We start from the raw sequence: 16,700 nt of genomic DNA, 5'->3' as shown, positions 1-16,700 counted from the left end.
CGAAGCGTGCTTCCGATCCGCCTGCCAGACAGCGAGCCTCTCGCCGTGATCACCGATCGCACGACAGGGCTACATCCGCGGCCCGCCCGGCCTTCCGTTACGTTTCGTCGACATACCGGCCGCAGCTGTCGCGGACCCGGCATCATGGGACAAGGCGGCCAAAATCAGGGACAGGTTCGCGGAGGCTGGCCTTCCAAGCGCCTGCATCCCAAGAAACGGGTCGGTCTTCGATCGAAGGGGGATGGATCGACCTTGCGGACGGCCAGCGTGGCCACTTTGCGGCGGCGACGATCGATAACCGCGTCGCGTGACGAAGCACCGCGCCGGGTGGGAGCGGGCGGAAGGCGGATCGAGCGCGATCTGCCGCAGGCTGAAGGGCGCGACTTCCGGGATCGACGGCCCCATCTCCTGTGCATGTCAGAACTCACGGTCTGGTTTGATGGATCCTGCCCCTTGTGCCGACGCGAGATCGCCCTGATGCGGCGCCTCGATCGTCGCGGCGCGATCCGCTTCGTGGATATCGAGCAGGCCGAGCCGGCGGCGTGCCCGCTCGATCGGGGTGAGCTCCTCGCCCGCTTCCACGCGTCGGAGAACGGGCGCCTGCTCAGCGGCGCCCAAGCCTTCGCGGCCATGTGGCGGGCCATTCCGATGTTTCGCCCGCTCGGGCTCGCGTTCCGAAGCCCGCTCGCGTCGGCGCTGCTCGAGCCCCTCTACCGTGCCTTCCTGCGAGCGCGCCCCGCGCTGCAGACGCTTGCCCGCCGTCTGGAACGCCCATGAGACCCAAGCCCGATCCGATCGCGGCCGGACAGGAAAGCGTCTGGTCCTTCCCCCGGCCCGCCATCGCCCAGCCGACGCGCGCCCATATCGTCATCGAGCATGGAGGGCGCCGGATCGCGGACAGCCGGCGGACGATCCGCACGCTCGAGACCAGCCATCCGCCCAGCTATTACATTCCCCGAGAGGATATCGAACCCGGCATTCTGCGCCGGGCCGAAGGCAGCTCCTTCTGCGAATGGAAGGGTGCGGCGGTCTACTGGGACGTCGTGGTGGACGGCGAGGTGATCGAGCGGGTCGGATGGAGTTACCCTTCGCCGACGCCCGCCTTCGTCCTCCTGACGGATCACGTCGCCTTCTATGCGCGACCGTTCGACCGCTGCTCGGTCGACGGGCAGATCGTGACGCCGCAGCCCGGCACGTTCTACGGCGGCTGGATCACCGACAGTTTTGCAGGCCCATTCAAGGGTGACGCCGGCAGCGCGGGATGGTGAGGCCATGAGCGAACGAGGGGACGGCGCGAAGGGGCGCCCGGTGCCGAGCGGTCGCCTGTCGCGGCTCGGGCAGTTCGGACGGCTCGCCGGCGGGCTTGCGGGCGGGATGCTCGTCGAGGGCGCTCGGCGCCTCGCGGACGGCGAGCGCCCGGCCATGCGCGACATGCTGCTGACGCCCGGCAACCTGCTCCGGGTCGCCGACCGCCTGTCGCACCTACGCGGTGCGGCGATGAAGCTCGGGCAGATGATCTCGATGGACGCGGGCGACGCGCTGCCCCCCGAACTCGCCCAGCTCATGGCCCGGCTTCGGGCTTCGGCCGATCCCATGCCGCCGGTTCAGCTCCAGCGCATGCTCGCTGCCGAATGGGGGCGCGAGTGGCGCATCCGCTTCCAGCGGTTCGACGACCGACCCATCGCCGCGGCCTCCATCGGTCAGGTCCACCGGGCCATGACGCTCGACGGACGCGAGCTGGCGATCAAGGTCCAGTATCCCGGCGTTCGCGGCAGCATCGACGCCGATGTCGACAATGTCGCGACGCTCCTGCGCATGTCCGGTCTCCTGCCCGCCAGACTCGACATCGCGCCTCTCCTGGCCGAGGCGAAGGCGCAACTGCACGAGGAGACCGACTATCGGCGCGAGGGTGCCCAGATGGAGGCCTACGGGCGTCTCCTGGCCGATCGCGACGCCTTCGTGGTGCCGACCCTGGCGCCGGACTTCACGACCGACAAGGTCCTCGCCATGTCCTTCGTCGAGAGCGTGCCGGTCGAGGACATGGTCGGCGCGCCGCAGGCCGAGCGCGATCGCATCGCGGCCCTCCTGATCGAACTCGTTCTCGACGAACTCTTCCGCTTGCGGGTGATGCAGACCGATCCCAATTTCGCGAATTTCCGATACCAGCCTGCGACAGGAAAGATCGTGCTTCTCGACTTCGGCGCGACGCGCCCGGTCTCGGCGGCGACGGCGCAGGCCTATCGCACGCTTTTGGCGGCCGGCCTTTCCGGCGACGGCGGAGCGGTGAAGAAGGCCGCGATGGATGCGGGTTTCCTCGGCGAGGCCGCCGTCCGGCGGCACGAGGTTCTGATCGATCGCATGATCGGGCTCATCGTGAGCGAGGCTTCGAAGGCGGGCCCGTTCGATTTTACCGACCGGCGCGTCCTCGCCCTCGTCCGCGATCAGGCCGCCACGGTGGCGGGCGACCGCGAGACCTGGCACGTGCCGCCGACCGACACGCTCTTCGTTCAGCGCAAGATCAGCGGCATCGCGCTCCTCGCGGCGCGCCTTGAGGCACGGGTCGACGTGCGATCGATGGTCGCCGCGCATGTCGGCATGGGCCCAGGCGGGCTCTGACGATCGAACCACCCGCTCGCACCGCCACGTTTCCAATGCTTGGGCGCCGCTACTCCGCCAGCAGAAAGTTGCCTTATGACCGATCGGTTCTCGCGAATGATGGTGCAATGGCAGCGTCGCGATCGAGGCTCGAGAAAGGGAAGGGCTTTCGGCCAGTATTTGCCGGGAACGATGCAGCAGAGGGGAGTGGAACGCCGCGCTGCTCCGACCAGGTTTCGAGATGGCGGAACCGTGATGTTCTTTGACCCATCTTGAAGCCTGTTCAACTCCACGTGCCGCAACTCCGTCCGCGCGGACGAGTTTGGGAGGCGTATACTTGGAAACAGGAGGTCAAATGGCCCGGACGCGACGTCACGAACAGCGATTGCTCTCGAAGGATGAACTCGACCTTGTGGAGCGCGCGCGACATCCCGGCTTGGGGCAACTGGAAGAAGCCGAACTCGGCGATCTCGTGCGCCGGCTGCGCGATACGCGCGACCGTGCCCAGGGCATAGCGCGGCGGCAGCGGCGCGAGATGCGGGGCAAGGCGGCTCCTTCGGGGCAGCGCCCCGCCGCCGACAACACGGGGTCCACCGGCAAAGGGGAACTTCTTGCCGCCGCGCTGAAGCGGGCCAACAAGGAGAGCGCGCGCCGCAAGGCGAAGGCGGCGCGAAGCGATCTGCGTGCCAACGCCCGACGTGCCCTCGACTTGAAGCGCCAGAATGCGGAACCTTATCCGGGCTGGCCCGTCGACCGGACGGCGAACGAAGGCATGAATCCGGTGCCCAATGAAAAGGGCGCCGTGTCCGGCGCTTTCGACGAAGCCGGACATCGACCTGTGCTCGAGCGGAGCCGGAAAGTCCGCTGACCGAGCGGACGCGACGTCCCCTTTCATCGTCCCGAGACGTCGCTGTTCCGAGGGCTCCAGCCAAGCTGGCACGGCTGACGGATCAGCGGCGTCCGGGGTAGTCGGCCGGCAGCACGAACGGGAACGGTCCCGGCGCGCGATCGACCTCGACCTCGTGCGTCACGACACCGGCCTCGCCGAGGCGGTGAACGAGAAAGGCCGGCGGCTCCAGGACGAAGCACGACGCGCCGTCCGCTCGCAGGTCGAAGGCCACCTGATGGGCGACCGAGGGGGCGGACTGCGCGATCGTTCCGGCGAACCGGGTCTGGATCGATCGATGGACATGTCCGCACAGGACGCGCTCGACCTGGGGATGCGCCGAGACGATCGCCTCCAGTCCGTCGCGGCCCGCTGTCAGCGTGACGCGGTCCATATGGGCGATCCCGGTCTCGAAGGGCGGGTGATGGAGCATCACCAGCGTCGGCCGGTCGGGCGCGTCGTCGAGCGCCGCACGGAGGAAGGCGAGCGTCGCCGGGCTCAAGGCCCCGCCGCTTTCGCCGGGCACGAGGCTGTCGAGCGCGACGATGCGCACCCGGCCGCGGTCGACGACGTAGTTCAGCGCGCCCGCGGCGGGGAGATAGCCGGCCGGGGCGAAGGCGGCGCGAAAGGGCTCGCGTCGGTCATGGTTGCCGGGGATGCAGTAGACCGGGCAGGGCAGGCGGGCGAGGAGGGCGGCGGCGATGGCGTATTCCTCCGCAAGGCCGCAATCCGTGATGTCGCCGGTCACGAGGACGCAGTCGGGCGCGGGGTCGAGGCGCAGGAGCGCGTGGACGGCCCGCTCCAGGAACGGGTTGGTCTCGCTGACGCCGTAGGCGAGTTGGCCGGCGGGGCGGACGTGGAGATCGGAAATCTGGGCGATGAGCATCGGTGGGATCAGGCCTGTCGGTCGTATTCGAAGAGGTCGGCGGGATCGAGCGCGAGCTCGACGATCCCGCCGGGCGCGAGGGGGGGCGAGGCGGGGAGGTCGACGAGGATCGTCTGCGTTCCCCCGCCGATGGTGACGGCGAGCCGCTGCGTCGGGCCGAGGAAGCTGGCCGCGGCGATGCGCGCGCGGATCTGCGGGCCGGCGGCCGCGGTCGGCCTCAGCGCTTCCGGCCGGAACCAGACGGTCGTCGCCCGGTCGTCGCCGCCGCGCGGCATCGAGAGCCAGGTCTCGCCGTCGCCCGCCCGCAAGGCGCCGTTCGCGACGGCCGCGTCGATCCGGTTCATCGTGCCGACGAAGCGGGCGACGAAGGGGTTGGCGGGGTGCTGGTAGATGTCGCGGGGCGCGCCGATCTGCGAAATCCGCCCCTTCTCCATGACGGCGATCCGGTCGCCGATCGCCATGGCCTCGGCCTGGTCGTGCGTGACGTAGACCGCCGTGATGCCGACCTCGCGCAGGAGCTCGCCGATCTCGGCGCGCAGGCGCTCGCGCAGCACCGCGTCGAGCGCGGACAGCGGCTCGTCGAGCAGCAGGATGCGCGGCCGGATGGCGAGGGCGCGGGCCAGCGCGATGCGCTGGCGCTGGCCGCCGGACACCTGCGAGATGCGTCGGTTCGCCAGATCGGAGATGCCGACGACCTCCATGAGGCGACGGGCCTCGCGCTCGCGCTCAGGTTCCGGGACCCGCCGCACCTTGAGCCCGTAGGCGACGTTCTCGGCGACGGTCATGTTGGGAAACAGGGCATAGGACTGGAACACCATGCCGACCTGACGCCGCTCGATCGGCACATGCGAGACGTCCTCGCCGTCGAAGCGGACCATGTCCGGCCCGTCCGGCCGCTCCAGCCCCGCGATGATGCGCAGCAGCGTGGTCTTGCCGCAGCCGGACGGGCCGAGAAGGGTCAGGATCTCGCCGGCGGGAATCTCGATGTCGATCCCCGCCAGGGCCGGAGCGCCCTGGAAGGTCTTGGTGAGCGAACGGATGGACACGGCGGTGCCGTGCAGGCCGTCTCGGGAGGGATGGGTCATCGGGCGAAGCGCCTTTCACTGAGGCCCGCCGCGAATTGGAGACCGACGAGAAGGGGAACGATCATCAGGAGGAACACGAGCGTGTAGGCGGACGCGATCTCCAGCCGCATCGACGCATAGGCGTCCGCGAGGCCGACGGGCAGCGTCTTGGTCAGGGGGGTGTGCAGCATCCAGGACAGGTTGAACTCGCCGATCGACAGGGTGACCACGGTGAGCGCGCCGGCGAGGACCCCGGGCCGGATGTTGGGCAGCACCACGTCGAGGAAGCGGCGGGACGCCGAGGCGCCGAGGCTTGCGGCCCCTTCGTCCAGAACGCGCCAGTCGATCGTCTCCAGCGTCGCGCCGACCGCCCGCATCATGAAGGGCAGGGTGAAGAGCGTGTGTCCGACGACGAGGAAGATCGTCGACTGCCGGAACGCGGCGAAGCTGCCATAGGCGAAGAGCAGCCCGAGGGCGAGCGCGAGGCCGGGGATCGCGACGGGAAGGGTGACGATCTCTTCCACCACCCGCGCCAGCCGGCCGCCACGCCGGGCCAGCGCGTAGGCACCCGGAACCCCGATCGCGAGCGTCGCCGCCAGCGTCATGCCGGCGACCGCCAGGCTGCGCAGCATCGTATCGGAATAAAGGCTCCAGACCTCGCCGACCCATCGCAGCGTGAACCCGGCGTCGAAACCGCGCGCATAGCTGACGCTGAGGCCGGCGATCGCCGACAACGCGACCGGGAGCACGAGGAACAGGACGAGGAGAGCGGTGACGAGGATGCCGGCCAGCGTCGTCCAGCGCATGTCAGAGCGAGGCATCGCGGAGCGCTCCCGTTCGGGCCAGCGCCAAGGCGGCCCAGGTGATGAGGCCGAGGGTGATGGAGAGCGCGGCGGCCATCGAGGCGTTCGTGGCGAGCGTGAACTCGGTGTAGATCAGCATGGGCACGACATCGACGCGCGTCGCCAGCGTGAAGGCGGTGCCGAAGGCGCCCATGGCCGTGGCGAAGCACAGCGCTCCGCCGGCATACATGGCGGGAAAAAGCGCGGGGAGCACGACGTCGCGCTGGATGGCGAGCGGCCCGGCACCGAGCGAGCGGGCCGCCTCGACGAGCGACGGGTCGAGCTTCTCGGCGGCCGCGAGCACGGTCAGCAGGACGCGCGGCACGGAGAAGTAGAGATAGCCGAGGAAGAGACCGACGAGCGAATAGGCGAAGACGACGTTCGTGCCGGTCAGCGCCCGGCTCACGCTGCCGACGAGGCCGAGCCGCCCGCCCAGCAGGATGACGAGAAAGGCCACCACGACGCCGGGGAAGGCGAGGGGAAAGGCGAGCAGCGAGAGGAGCAGTCCGCGACCGGGAAACCGCCGGTTGGCGAGCGTCTGCGCGGCGATCGTGGCGACCGCCAGCGTCGCCGCCGTGGTGACGAGCGCGAGGGCGAGCGTCGCGAGGAGGCTCTCGCGGTATCGCGGCTCGGTGAGGATGGCGAGGAACGCCGCCGGCCCGCGCGCGCCGCCGGCCGCCTCCACCGCGAGATAGGCCAGCGGGATCAGGAGGAAGGCGAGGGCGAAGATCGCGAGCGGCAGGAGCAGGAGAAGGTCGAATCGAAGGGTTCGCATGGCGTGTCGGACGGTGTGCGGGGGATGGCGGGCGGCGCCGGGCCGCCCGCCGGGGCGGGATCAGCGGACTTCGGCGAGGTAGCGCTCGGAGAAGGCGGCCTGGGCGGCCTGCGCCTTCGCCCAGTCGACGTCCTTGGCACGGGCGTATTCGCTGGCCGGCAGGAAGCGGTCGGCGACGTCCTTGGGCATCTCGACGGGGATGGCCGGGCGCAGGTAGGCCGTGGTCCAGAAGAGCTGACCCTCGTCCGAGAGGAGGTAGTTCAGGACCGTCTTGGCGGCCTCCGCATGCGGTGCGCCCTCGACGAGCGTCATCACATAGGGAAAGCTCACCGTGCCCTCGCAGGGGATGACGAATTCGAACGTGCCGTTCTCGGTGTACTTCGCCCGGTAGGCGTTGAAGTCGTAGTCGAGAAGGATCGGGAGCTCGCCGGACACGGTTCGCGCGTAGGAGGTCTGCTTGGCGACGATCGCGCCGTTCTCCGTGAGCTTGCCGAAATAGTCGATCGCCGGGGAGAAGTCCTCCAGCGTTCCGCCGAGCGCGAGGTTCGCCGCCACGGCCGAGACATAGCCGACGGCCGCCGACGTCGGGTCGAGATAGCCGACGAGCCCGTTGTATGCAGGCTTCTCGAGGTCGGCCCAGCAGGCCGGGACCGGCGCGCCGTTCAGCGCGTCGACATTCACGAAGAAGCCGAGCGTGCCCTGATGCACGGCCCACCAGCGGGCGTCCGCATCGCGCAGACCCGCCGGGATCTCGTCGAAGCGCTCGGGGCGGAACGGCTGCACGAGACCCTGCGCGGCCGCCGAGATGCCGGCGTTGATGCCGAGATAGGCGATGTCGGCGACGGGGCTCTGGCGCTCGGCGATGAGCTGCGCGACCGCCTGGCCGGAATTCTTGTTGTCGCCGGGAATGGAGATGCCGAGCTTGTCGCGGACCTGGTCCAGCATCTTGCCCCAGTTGGCCCATTCCGGCGGGCAGTTGTAGCAGATCGCGTCCTCGGCGGCGGCGGGCGAGCCGAACGAGGTGCCGAGCGCGAGCGTCGCGGCGAGGAAGGTCAGTCGGAAAAGCATGGCGTCGGGGTTTCCGTGGTTGGGAGGTTGGCCGAGGGGGAGAGGGACTGCGGGCCCGGGGCCGGCCCGATGGTTTCGCCGCGCAGGAGCGTGGCATCGACCCGGAGCGCTTCCGGGCCCCGCGCACCGGCCGCCATGTCGAGCACCATGGACGCCGCCACCATGCCCATGGCGGTGGACGGCTGGGCGACCGTGGTGAGGCGGGGGCGGATCAGGGTGGCGAGTTCCATGCCGTCGAACCCGGTCACGGACACGTCGCGCGGGACCGAGAGGCCCATCCGATCGAGGGAGGCGATGGCGCTGACGGCGAGGAGGTCGTTGGACGCGGCGATCGCGGTGGGACGGTGGCGATCGAGCGCGGCGGTGAGGTCGATGTCCTGCGCCGCATCGATGAAATCGACCTCCAGCGGGGGAAGGGGTCGGACGCCCACGGCCTGAAGCGCGTCGCGATAGCCGACATGGCGCGCGGCCGACCGATCGGACGAGGCGAAGCGGCCGCCGACGAACAGGATGCGGCGGTGGCCGGCCTTCAGGAGTTCCAGCACGACGAGTGCCATGGCGCCGCGATTGTCGACCGCGACCGACCCGACGCCCGCGGGCCCCGAGCCGTTATAGATCGTCGCGGCAGGCAGGCGCTGGGCCGCGATCTCTCCCAGGGCCCGGCTCGTGGCGGGATCGCAGACGGTGAGGATGAGCCCGCGCGGCCTTTCGGCCATCAACGCCCTGACGCCCTCGTCCTCGCCTTCGGGGAGATAGTGGGACTGGGCGATGACGGTGGAGACGCCGCGCAGGCGGGCGCAGCGTTCGATCCCGGCCAGGGCGGCGGCGAAGACGGGGTTGGCGAGGCTGGGGACCAGGACGCCCAGCACGGCGCGCGAGGCCGATGGGCCGCGACCGAGCGGGAAGTTGAGGCTCAGCGCCGCTGCGATCACCCGCTGCCGCGTGGCGTCCGCGACCGGCACCGAGCCCGTCGCGACGCGGCTCACGGTGGCGATCGAACAGCCGGCCACCCGCGCGACATCCCTGATGGTGACCACCGCCCCGTTCATCCGCTTCCAGAAACCTCACGCCTCGATCAATTCGACGCGGATCTCCTAGCTCTGTCGCGTGATGGTGGGATGACGGCGTTTTCATCCGTTTTCATGACGTCAGGGCGGACCGTTTCAATGGGGGTGGATCAGAGACAATCCGTCCGCACATTCTTTTTGGGATCTATGTCGTTTTTCGTTTTAGTTTCAGCGTCCTGACCAGAGAACGGGCTGCCATTCCGGCCGGAAAATGCCCTTTATGTTCCATAAGACATATTACGATGTCTTCGGATCGGGCGGATTCAAGCTTTCGGAAATGGGAGTGGAATCCCTTACAAGCGATTGCGAGCGCGCGAACAATCGCATCGGAGTGCGGAGCGCTTCGGGGCTGAACTGCGTTCCGGATCGCACGGCACCCATCAAAGTCTCCCGCGCCTCACCCATCGCTGGCGGCTCCAAGCTTTGCCTGCCTTGCTTTCGTCGGACGCCCGTCTAGACTCGTCCCATGAATCGACGGCAGCTCTTTGGAACTCTCGGCCTTGGCGCCGTGGCCGCCGCGCTTGCCTTGGGAACGAGGAGCGCCATGGCCGGGAATCCCTATTACTCCGGCCCCGTCAGCGACCATTTCGACGGAACGCGCTTCTTCAATCCCGAGGGTATGGAGCCTCGGCCCTTTCTCGACGTCCTGCGCTGGCAGTTCGGCGGCGGGCGCGTGGCCTGGCCGGCGAGCGCGCCGAGCCCGTTTCCGAGCGCCGTGCCGGACGCGCGGGTCGCGGATCTGCGCGTCACCATGGTCGGCCATGCGACGCTGCTCGTGCAGATCGCCGGGCTCAACATCCTGACCGATCCGGTCTGGTCGGAGCGCGTGTCGCCCTTTTCCTTCATCGGCCCGAAACGGGTCGTGGCGCCCGGCATCGCCTTCGACGCGCTGCCGCCGATCGATCTCGTGCTGCTCAGTCACAATCATTACGACCATCTCGATGTCGAGACGCTGGCCCGGCTTCAGGCCGCGCACGATCCGCTGATCGTCACGCCGCTCGGCAACGATCGCATCGTCCGCGACGCGGTGCCGAAGGCGCGGCTTTCGGTCGGCGACTGGGGCGACCGGATCGATGCGCCGGGCGCCACGATCCATGTCGAGCCGGCGCATCACTGGTCGGCGCGCGGCACGCGGGATCGCCGCATGGCGCTCTGGGCGAGCTTCGCGGTGGAAACGTCGGCCGGGCGGATCTACCATGTCGGCGACACCGGCTTTCACCGGGGCGTCAACTACCGCGCCGCCTCGGCCAAGCATGGCGGCTTCCGGCTGGCGATCCTGCCGATCGGGGCCTATGCGCCGCGCTGGTTCATGGAAGCGCAGCACCAGAACCCGGACGAGGCGGTCGAGGGCATGGTGCTGGCGAAGGCCGATTTCGCGGTCGGCCACCATTGGGCGACCTTTCAGCTGACCGACGAGGCTCTGGGCGAGCCCGCCGAGGCGCTGCGCACGGCGATGGCGGCGCGCGGCCTTCCGGCCGAGCGCTTCCGCGCCATGCGGGCCGGCGAAAGCTGGGACGTCCCTGCCCTGCCGGCCCTTTGACCCCGATTACTTCTCGAAGCGGACCACGGTTCGCGCCGGCAGGATGAGCTTCGACAGCGCCCTGGCGTCCCAGTTGGTCAGGCGCACGCAGCCATGGCTGGCGGTCTTGCCGATCTCGGACGGGTCCGGCGTGCCGTGGATGCCGTAGGTCGGCTTGGCCAGATCGATCCAGACGATGCCGACGGGGCCGTTCGGGCCGGGCGGAAGGGTCAGCTCCTTCTTGTTCTTGCCCTGCTGGAAGTTCTTGTCGGGGTCGTATTCGTAGGTCGGCTCCTGCGCGCTGCCATTGACCTTCATCGTGCCGCTCGGCGAGGGCGTGTCGCCCGATCCGATCGTGGCGGGCGCCGCGATCACGACCTTGTCGTTCTCGTCATAGGCGAACAACTCGCCGCGCGACTTGCTGATGACGATGCGCGCGACCTTGGTCTGGGGCTCGGCGCCCGGATCGGTGACGAGGATCTGCGTGCCGGCATTGCCGAAATCGGCGCCGGGATTCAGCTCCCGCAAGAAGTCCTCGTCCATGTGGAAGCGCTCGGCCAGCATCTCCTCGGGGCCGCGATAGCCGATCCAGTCGAGCTTCGCCAAGGCGCCGTAGTCGCTCGGCAGGTCCTTCACGTAGCGCCCGTCCACGTCCTCCTGCGTCAGCGTGTAGCTGCGGACCACGGGCGCCTCGTCGCTCATCAGGGCGGACCAGAGTTCCTCGTCCACCGCGCCGTCGGCCTTCAGGCCGCGCATCTCCTCGAAGGCGCGGATCGCCTTGTCGGTGTTGCCCCCGGCGCGCCCGTCGATCACGCCCGGCGAGGCATGGGCGCGGTCGAGGAGAACCTGAAGCCGGACGAGGAACGGGTCCGCCGGCGTGTCGGTGTTCTCGTTTTCGCTTCGGGTGGCTTCGTCGGTCTGATCGGAGGAGGCGTCGGATCGGTCCTCGGTGCGGGCGGCGTCGGTGCCCTCGCCTTCGGCCGACGCGTCCTCTTCCGCCTCGCCGCCCGTGGCCTCGTTGCCTGCGGCCTTCCCATCAGGTGTCCGGCCGTCTTCCGGCGTGTCGCGCGCGGCTTCGTCCTGGCGGGTGCGCCAGTCGGAGAAGGTCGCGGCGTTGATCGCGCTTTCCGAGAGGTCGGGCTGCGCCGGCGCGGCCAGCGCCCCGCCCGACGCCAGAACGAGCGCCGTGACGACCGGCAGATAGATCTTCATCGCAATCCTCCCTCGAACGATCGCGAGGGCAACGTGCGAAGGCGGGACCGGCTCCGTGCCCGGTTGCCGGACAGGCAAAAAATCGGGCGGGTGCGGCGGAAGCCCTGCCGTTCGACCCCGAGGGGCCGTCAGGCCTCCGCCAGGAGGGGCGCCGGATCGAGGATCGAGCGCCAGCTCTCGATCGGGGCCGGGCGGCCGAAGAGGTAGCCTTGCAGGTCGTGGCAGCCCGCCGCGATCAGCGCGGCGCGCTGGTGTTCGGTTTCGACGCCCTCGGCGGTCGTCGCCAGCCCATAGCCCCGGCACAGGGCGAGAACCGAATCCACGATCGCGTTTCCGGCCTGCGTCTCGTCGATATCGGCCACGAAGCTGCGGTCGATCTTGATGCGCGTCAGCGGCAGCTCGCGCGCCAGCGACAGCGACGAGAAGCCGGTGCCGAAATCGTCGAGCGCGATGCCGACGCCGAGATCGCGAAGACGGGACAGGACCCGCCGCGCGCTGTCGAGATCGCCGAGCAGCGCCGTTTCCGTGATTTCCAGCTCGAGCCGCCGGGCCGGCAGGCCGGTTTCCCCGAGGATCGAGGCGACGAGGTCGGCAAGGCCTTCCTGCTTCAGCTGCGCCGGCGAGAGGTTGACCGCCACGACGAGATCGACGGGCCAGTTCGCCGCCGTCTCGCAGGCCCGCTGCAGAACCCATTCGCCGAGTTCGGGCATGAGGCCGAGTTCCTCGGCGAGCGGAATGAAACTGGCCGGCGACATGCTGCGCCCGGTCTGGTCGTCCCAGCGCAGGAGGGCCTCGAAGCCGAGCACCCGGCCGCTTCGCCCGTCCACGACGGGCTGATAGGCGAGCCGGAAGTCACGCGCGGCAACCGCATGGCGCAGCTTCAACTCCAGAAGGTTGCGGCTGAGGGCAAGCTCCCCCATCGCGGGGTCGAAGAGGCGCGCTCGGTTGCGGCCCTTGCTCTTGGCCGCGTGGACGGCGAGGTCGGCATTGCGCAGAAGCGTGGCCGCGTCGGCCCCGTCGCGCGGGGCGATCGCCACGCCGACGCTGGCGCCGACCGTGGCAAGCGTCGAGCCGATCTGCAGCGGGAGGGCGACACAGTCGACGATCGCGCTCGCCATGACCTCCACGGCCTCGACGCTCGGTGCGCCCGATTGCAAAACGGCGAACTCGTCGCCGCCCAGACGCCCGACGATGCCGGACGGACCGGCCATGGCTTCGAGGCGCCGCGCCACCTGCCGCAGCGCCTCGTCCCCGGCTTGATGGCCGAACGTGTCGTTGATCGGCTTGAACCGGTTGAGATCGACCACGTGCAGCGCGAGGCTCGCTTCCGCGTCGATCCGGGCCAGGCGCCGGTCGAGGCATTCGCCGAGCCCGACGCGGTTGAGAAGGCCGGTCATCGGATCGTGGATCGCCTGATGCTCGAAACGGCGCGTGGCCTCGCGCTGTTCGGACAGATCCCGCGTCACCTTCGCGAAGCCGAGAAGCGCCCCCGCCTCGTCGCGAATCACGTCCAGCGCGACGCTGGCCCAGAAGGCCGAGCCGTCCTTGCGGAAACGCCAGCCTTCCGTGGCAAAATGTCCCTCGCGCAGGGCGAGGTCGAGATTGTGCTGCGGGACGCCCTTGGCCTGATCTTCCTGCGAATAGAAGCAGGCGTAGTTCCGCCCGACGATGTCCTCGGCGGTGTAGCCCTTGGCGCGCTCGGCCCCGGCGTTCCAGTTCAGAACCGTGCCGTCTCGGCCCAGGAGATAGATCGCATAGTCCTTCACGCCCTGGACCAGCAGCCGATACATCAGGTCGGACGAGAACTCGGGCTTCGACATGTGGACCCCTAAACGTTGTCCCGACTGTGTCGAGTCCGCGTTAGGAATTCGTGTCTTTTCGGAGCGAAACCTTTCCCGTTCCATGACAGACGAAAGGTCTCGTCCTCAAACGGCCGAAAGCCCGCGAAATTTGCTTAGCCTTTGTTATTGGGCCAATGCTTATCGACATAATGACCAATACGCTCGCGCATGAAGCGGCCCGAAGCGTCGGCGCGCTCCTCCCAGCCGAAGACGCAGGCCGTGACGATCCCGTCGAAGCCGACCGCCGCCAGCGAGCCGAAGAACACGTCCCAGTCGATCTCGCCGTTGCCGATGTCCATGTGCTGGTGAACGGTCACCTTCGCGCCCGGCGGGTTGACGATATAGCGCAGGCCTGAACTGGCCTTGTGGTTGTAGGTGTCGGCGACGTGGACGTGGGCGATGAGGTTGCCCGCGTCGCGGATCATCTTCGCCATGTCGTCGCCGAAATAGAACGTGTGCGGCGCGCAGTAGAGGAACTTGACGTTCGGCGAGCCGATCGTCTTCAGCATGTCGATCGCCGGATGCAGCGTCTCGCACCAGTCCTCCGGGTGCGGCTCCATGTTGAGGGTCACGCCCTCCTTCTCGAAGATCGGCACCAGCTCTTCCATCGAGCGCCACCAGGCCGCTTCCGAATGCTCGTGCGTGAAATGGCCGCCGCAGCAATTGGAGCGGTGCGAGCGGTCGGGCGAGGGGCCGCGCCCGAACTCCGAATTCATCGTGTCGCAGCCCATCTCGACCGTCGCGCGGATGGCCTCCTTCCAGTAGCCGACCGCAGCTATGCGCTCGTCCTCGTGCGGGCTCGCCCAGCGGTACATGGGCAGCACCGAGGCGAGCTTCACGCCATGGTCGGAGAGGGCCTTTTTGAACTCCGCCACCCGCTCCTTGTGGGCGCGCGGGCGCACCCACCAGGGCAGGAAATCCTCGCGCGGGGAAAGCTCGATATACTCGTAGCCGAGCTCCGCCGTCTTGCGGCAGAGGTCCGGCAGCGACAGGTGCCGGTGCATATAGGGATCGAGAGCGATCTTCATGGCGTCCGGTCCTCCCCGACCGACTTGGATTGACCGACTAGGATTGACCGGCTCAGTTGAGGGCGCGCTGGAAGGCGCGGTTCCGCTCGTAATCGGCGCGCGCGGGCGCGATCTCGGCGCGGTCCGAAACCTCGGGCACCACGACGTCCCACCAATGGCCGCCGGCCTCGGTGGTGATCAGCGGATGCGTGTCGATGAGGATCAAGGTCGAGCGCGTGTCGGCGCGCGTGCGCTCCAGCGCGGCTTCGAGATCGGCGATCGAGGAAACCTTCTCGGCCGACGCGCCCATGGCCTTGGCATGGGCCACGAAGTCGATCTCGGGGAAGACCTCGTAATGGCAGTCTTCCAGGAGATTGTTGAAGTTGGCGCCGCCGCAGGCCATCTGGAGCCGGTTGATGCAGCCATAGCCCCTGTTGTCGAGGAGGACGACGGTGATCTTCTGCCCGAGCATGACCGAGGTCGCGAGCTCGGAATTCAGCATCATGTAGGACCCGTCGCCGACCATGACGATGACGTCCTTCTCGGGCCGCGCCATCTTCACGCCGAGGCCCCCGGCGATCTCGTAGCCCATGCAGGAGAAGCCGTATTCGAGATGGTAGCCGCCGGGCTGGGTCGGCGCCCAGAGCTTGTGCAGCTCGCCCGGCAGACCGCCCGCCGCGCAGACGACGATCGAATTCTCCGTGCCCCGCGCCCGCGCGACCGCGCCGATCACCTGCGCGTCGGACGGGAGTTCGGCGTTGGAGGTGGCCAGCGCCCGGCCCGCCGCCTCGAACCAGGAGACGCGCTCGGCATGGGCGCGCGCCGTGTGGGCGACCTCGGCTTTCCAGCCGGCCAAGCCTTCCGAGAGGAGCTTCAGCCCGACCTTGGCGTCCGCCACCAGGGGCACGCCGCCATGTTTCACCGCGTCATAGGCGGCGACATTCAGGCCGACGACCTTCAGCCCCTCCTCGCGGAACAGGGCCCAGGAGCCGGTGGTAAAATCCTGAAGCCGCGTGCCGACGGCGAGGATCAGGTCGGCATCGACAGCCAGCGCGTTGGCCGCCGAGGTGCCGGTGACGCCGATCGAGCCGAGTGCCAGATCATGCGTCTCGTCGATGGCGGACTTGCCGGCCTGCGTGACCGCGACCGGAACGCCGTGCGTTTCGGCAAAGGCGAGAAGGTTCTGCGTCGCCTCGGAATACAGAACGCCGCCGCCCGCCACGATCATCGGGCGCTTCGAGGCGCGGATCAGCGAGACGGCATGGGCCAGCTCGTCCTCGTCCGGCCGGGGCCGGCGCGTGGTCCAGACGCGCTCGTCAAAGAGTGCGGCGGGAAAGTCGTAGGCCTCGGCCTGCACGTCCTGGCAGAGCGAGAGCGTCACCGGCCCGCAATCCACGGGATCGGTCAGCACCTGCATGGTGCGCTGAAGGGCCGGGATCAGTTGTTCGGGCCGCTGGATGCGGTCGAAATATTTCGACACGGGGCGGAAGCAGTCGGAGGCCGAGACCGTGCCGTCGCCGAAATCCTCGATCTGCTGAAGAACGGGGTCGGGCAGGCGATTGGCGAAGACGTCGCCCGGCAGGAAGAGAACCGGCAGACGGTTCACATGCGCGACGCCCGCCGCCGTCACCATGTTGAGCGCACCAGGGCCGATCGAGGTCGTGCAGGCCATGAAGCGGCGGCGGAACGAGGCTTTGGCGAAGGCGATGGCCGCATGGGCCATGCCCTGCTCGTTATGGGCGCGGAAGGTCGGGAAGGCGTCCTTCACGCCATGCAGCGCCTCGCCCATGCCCGCCACATTGCCATGGCCGAAGATCGCCCAGCAGCCGGCGAAGATCGGCAGGGTCTGCCCCTCCACGACAGTCTTCTGCGCCATCATGAAGCGCACCACGGCCTGCGCCACCGTCAACCGGATCGTCTTCGTCATGTCTTTGCTCT

General features: G+C 68.7%; 15 protein-coding genes. 5 read left to right on the top strand and 10 right to left on the bottom strand.

Annotated features, from left to right (window positions below):
• The first annotated feature begins 252 nt into the window (after positions 1-252).
• The 4 genes from B146_RS0116590 (at position 253) to B146_RS0116575 (ending at position 3,463) form a co-directional block, all read left to right on the top strand.
• Positions 253-777: a thiol-disulfide oxidoreductase DCC family protein gene (locus tag B146_RS0116590; RefSeq protein ID WP_244498238.1), complete on the top strand. Its 525-nt coding sequence runs from the start codon at positions 253-255 to the stop codon at positions 775-777.
• Entirely contained in the window at positions 774-1,268 is a 495-nt protein-coding gene (locus tag B146_RS0116585; protein WP_019997592.1) for a DUF427 domain-containing protein, read from the top strand. Before B146_RS0116590 ends, B146_RS0116585 begins: the two co-directional genes overlap by 4 nt.
• A gap of 4 nt (positions 1,269-1,272) precedes the next feature.
• Complete coding sequence (locus B146_RS0116580) at positions 1,273-2,616, top strand: ABC1 kinase family protein (protein ID WP_019997591.1); 1,344 nt, start codon at positions 1,273-1,275, stop codon at positions 2,614-2,616.
• Between the two features lie 334 nt (positions 2,617-2,950).
• Complete coding sequence (locus tag B146_RS0116575; RefSeq protein ID WP_051091586.1) at positions 2,951-3,463, top strand: hypothetical protein; 513 nt, start codon at positions 2,951-2,953, stop codon at positions 3,461-3,463.
• An 82-nt stretch (positions 3,464-3,545) separates the two neighbouring features.
• On the opposite strand, the gene B146_RS0116570 is transcribed toward B146_RS0116575, so the two are convergent.
• Genes B146_RS0116570 through B146_RS0116545 form a run of 6 tightly spaced genes read right to left on the bottom strand, consistent with a single transcriptional unit; the run spans position 3,546 to position 9,165 of the window.
• The gene (locus B146_RS0116570) at positions 3,546-4,367 is read right to left on the bottom strand and encodes a phosphodiesterase (protein ID WP_019997589.1); all 822 of its coding nucleotides are present in this window, start codon (positions 4,365-4,367) and stop codon (positions 3,546-3,548) included.
• A gap of 8 nt (positions 4,368-4,375) precedes the next feature.
• Positions 4,376-5,452 (bottom strand): ABC transporter ATP-binding protein, encoded by a 1,077-nt coding sequence (locus B146_RS0116565; RefSeq protein ID WP_019997588.1) that lies wholly within the window; start codon positions 5,450-5,452, stop codon positions 4,376-4,378.
• Positions 5,449-6,252 (bottom strand): ABC transporter permease, encoded by an 804-nt coding sequence (locus B146_RS0116560; RefSeq protein WP_244498237.1) that lies wholly within the window; start codon positions 6,250-6,252, stop codon positions 5,449-5,451. The genes B146_RS0116565 and B146_RS0116560 overlap by 4 nt, the downstream gene beginning before the upstream one ends.
• Positions 6,239-7,048 carry an ABC transporter permease subunit gene (locus tag B146_RS0116555; protein WP_019997586.1) on the bottom strand — a complete coding sequence of 270 codons (810 nt, stop codon included), beginning with the start codon at positions 7,046-7,048 and terminating at the stop codon, positions 6,239-6,241. Before B146_RS0116555 ends, B146_RS0116560 begins: the two co-directional genes overlap by 14 nt.
• A gap of 60 nt (positions 7,049-7,108) precedes the next feature.
• On the bottom strand, positions 7,109-8,116 hold the full coding sequence (locus B146_RS0116550) for an extracellular solute-binding protein (protein ID WP_019997585.1): 1,008 nt from the start codon (positions 8,114-8,116) through the stop codon (positions 7,109-7,111).
• The gene (locus B146_RS0116545) at positions 8,101-9,165 is read right to left on the bottom strand and encodes a substrate-binding domain-containing protein (RefSeq protein ID WP_019997584.1); all 1,065 of its coding nucleotides are present in this window, start codon (positions 9,163-9,165) and stop codon (positions 8,101-8,103) included. Before B146_RS0116545 ends, B146_RS0116550 begins: the two co-directional genes overlap by 16 nt.
• A gap of 562 nt (positions 9,166-9,727) precedes the next feature.
• Between B146_RS0116545 and B146_RS0116540 the strand changes: the two genes are divergently transcribed.
• Positions 9,728-10,723: an MBL fold metallo-hydrolase gene (locus tag B146_RS0116540; protein WP_019997583.1), complete on the top strand. Its 996-nt coding sequence runs from the start codon at positions 9,728-9,730 to the stop codon at positions 10,721-10,723.
• 6 nt (positions 10,724-10,729) lie between these two features.
• Here B146_RS0116540 and B146_RS26405 read toward each other — a convergent pair whose 3' ends face one another.
• The 4 genes from B146_RS26405 to iolD form a co-directional block, all read right to left on the bottom strand.
• Positions 10,730-11,914 carry a L,D-transpeptidase family protein gene (locus tag B146_RS26405; RefSeq protein ID WP_202814999.1) on the bottom strand — a complete coding sequence of 395 codons (1,185 nt, stop codon included), beginning with the start codon at positions 11,912-11,914 and terminating at the stop codon, positions 10,730-10,732.
• Between the two features lie 128 nt (positions 11,915-12,042).
• A complete protein-coding gene (locus B146_RS26400) occupies positions 12,043-13,734 on the bottom strand; it encodes an EAL domain-containing protein (protein WP_019997582.1) in 1,692 nt (563 codons plus the stop codon).
• 134 nt (positions 13,735-13,868) lie between these two features.
• Positions 13,869-14,783, bottom strand: a complete 915-nt coding sequence (locus B146_RS0116525; RefSeq protein ID WP_019997581.1) for a sugar phosphate isomerase/epimerase family protein — start codon at positions 14,781-14,783, stop codon at positions 13,869-13,871.
• A 52-nt stretch (positions 14,784-14,835) separates the two neighbouring features.
• Complete coding sequence (gene iolD / locus B146_RS0116520; protein WP_019997580.1) at positions 14,836-16,689, bottom strand: 3D-(3,5/4)-trihydroxycyclohexane-1,2-dione acylhydrolase (decyclizing); 1,854 nt, start codon at positions 16,687-16,689, stop codon at positions 14,836-14,838.
• Positions 16,690-16,700 lie beyond the last annotated feature (11 nt).

Origin of the sequence: Aureimonas ureilytica DSM 18598 = NBRC 106430, assembly GCF_000382705.1 — a bacterium.
Lineage (GTDB): Bacteria > Pseudomonadota > Alphaproteobacteria > Rhizobiales > Rhizobiaceae > Aureimonas > Aureimonas ureilytica.
This window is presented reverse-complemented; position numbering and strand designations above follow the sequence as displayed.

Excerpts from the sequence above, each read along its gene's own strand:
- B146_RS0116585 (WP_019997592.1), top strand. The coding sequence starts at position 774 with ATGAGACCCAAGCCCGATCCGATCGCGGCCGGACAGGAAAGCGTCTGG.
- B146_RS0116580 (WP_019997591.1), top strand. The coding sequence starts at position 1,273 with ATGAGCGAACGAGGGGACGGCGCGAAGGGGCGCCCGGTGCCGAGCGGT.
- B146_RS0116575 (WP_051091586.1), top strand. The coding sequence starts at position 2,951 with ATGGCCCGGACGCGACGTCACGAACAGCGATTGCTCTCGAAGGATGAA.
- B146_RS0116570 (WP_019997589.1), bottom strand. The coding sequence starts at position 4,367 with ATGCTCATCGCCCAGATTTCCGATCTCCACGTCCGCCCCGCCGGCCAA.
- B146_RS0116565 (WP_019997588.1), bottom strand. The coding sequence starts at position 5,452 with ATGACCCATCCCTCCCGAGACGGCCTGCACGGCACCGCCGTGTCCATC.
- B146_RS0116560 (WP_244498237.1), bottom strand. The coding sequence starts at position 6,252 with ATGCCTCGCTCTGACATGCGCTGGACGACGCTGGCCGGCATCCTCGTC.
- B146_RS0116555 (WP_019997586.1), bottom strand. The coding sequence starts at position 7,048 with ATGCGAACCCTTCGATTCGACCTTCTCCTGCTCCTGCCGCTCGCGATC.
- B146_RS0116550 (WP_019997585.1), bottom strand. The coding sequence starts at position 8,116 with ATGCTTTTCCGACTGACCTTCCTCGCCGCGACGCTCGCGCTCGGCACC.
- B146_RS0116545 (WP_019997584.1), bottom strand. The coding sequence starts at position 9,165 with ATGAACGGGGCGGTGGTCACCATCAGGGATGTCGCGCGGGTGGCCGGC.
- B146_RS0116540 (WP_019997583.1), top strand. The coding sequence starts at position 9,728 with ATGGCCGGGAATCCCTATTACTCCGGCCCCGTCAGCGACCATTTCGAC.
- B146_RS26405 (WP_202814999.1), bottom strand. The coding sequence starts at position 11,914 with ATGAAGATCTATCTGCCGGTCGTCACGGCGCTCGTTCTGGCGTCGGGC.
- B146_RS26400 (WP_019997582.1), bottom strand. The coding sequence starts at position 13,734 with ATGTCGAAGCCCGAGTTCTCGTCCGACCTGATGTATCGGCTGCTGGTC.
- B146_RS0116525 (WP_019997581.1), bottom strand. The coding sequence starts at position 14,783 with ATGAAGATCGCTCTCGATCCCTATATGCACCGGCACCTGTCGCTGCCG.
- iolD (WP_019997580.1), bottom strand. The coding sequence starts at position 16,689 with ATGACGAAGACGATCCGGTTGACGGTGGCGCAGGCCGTGGTGCGCTTC.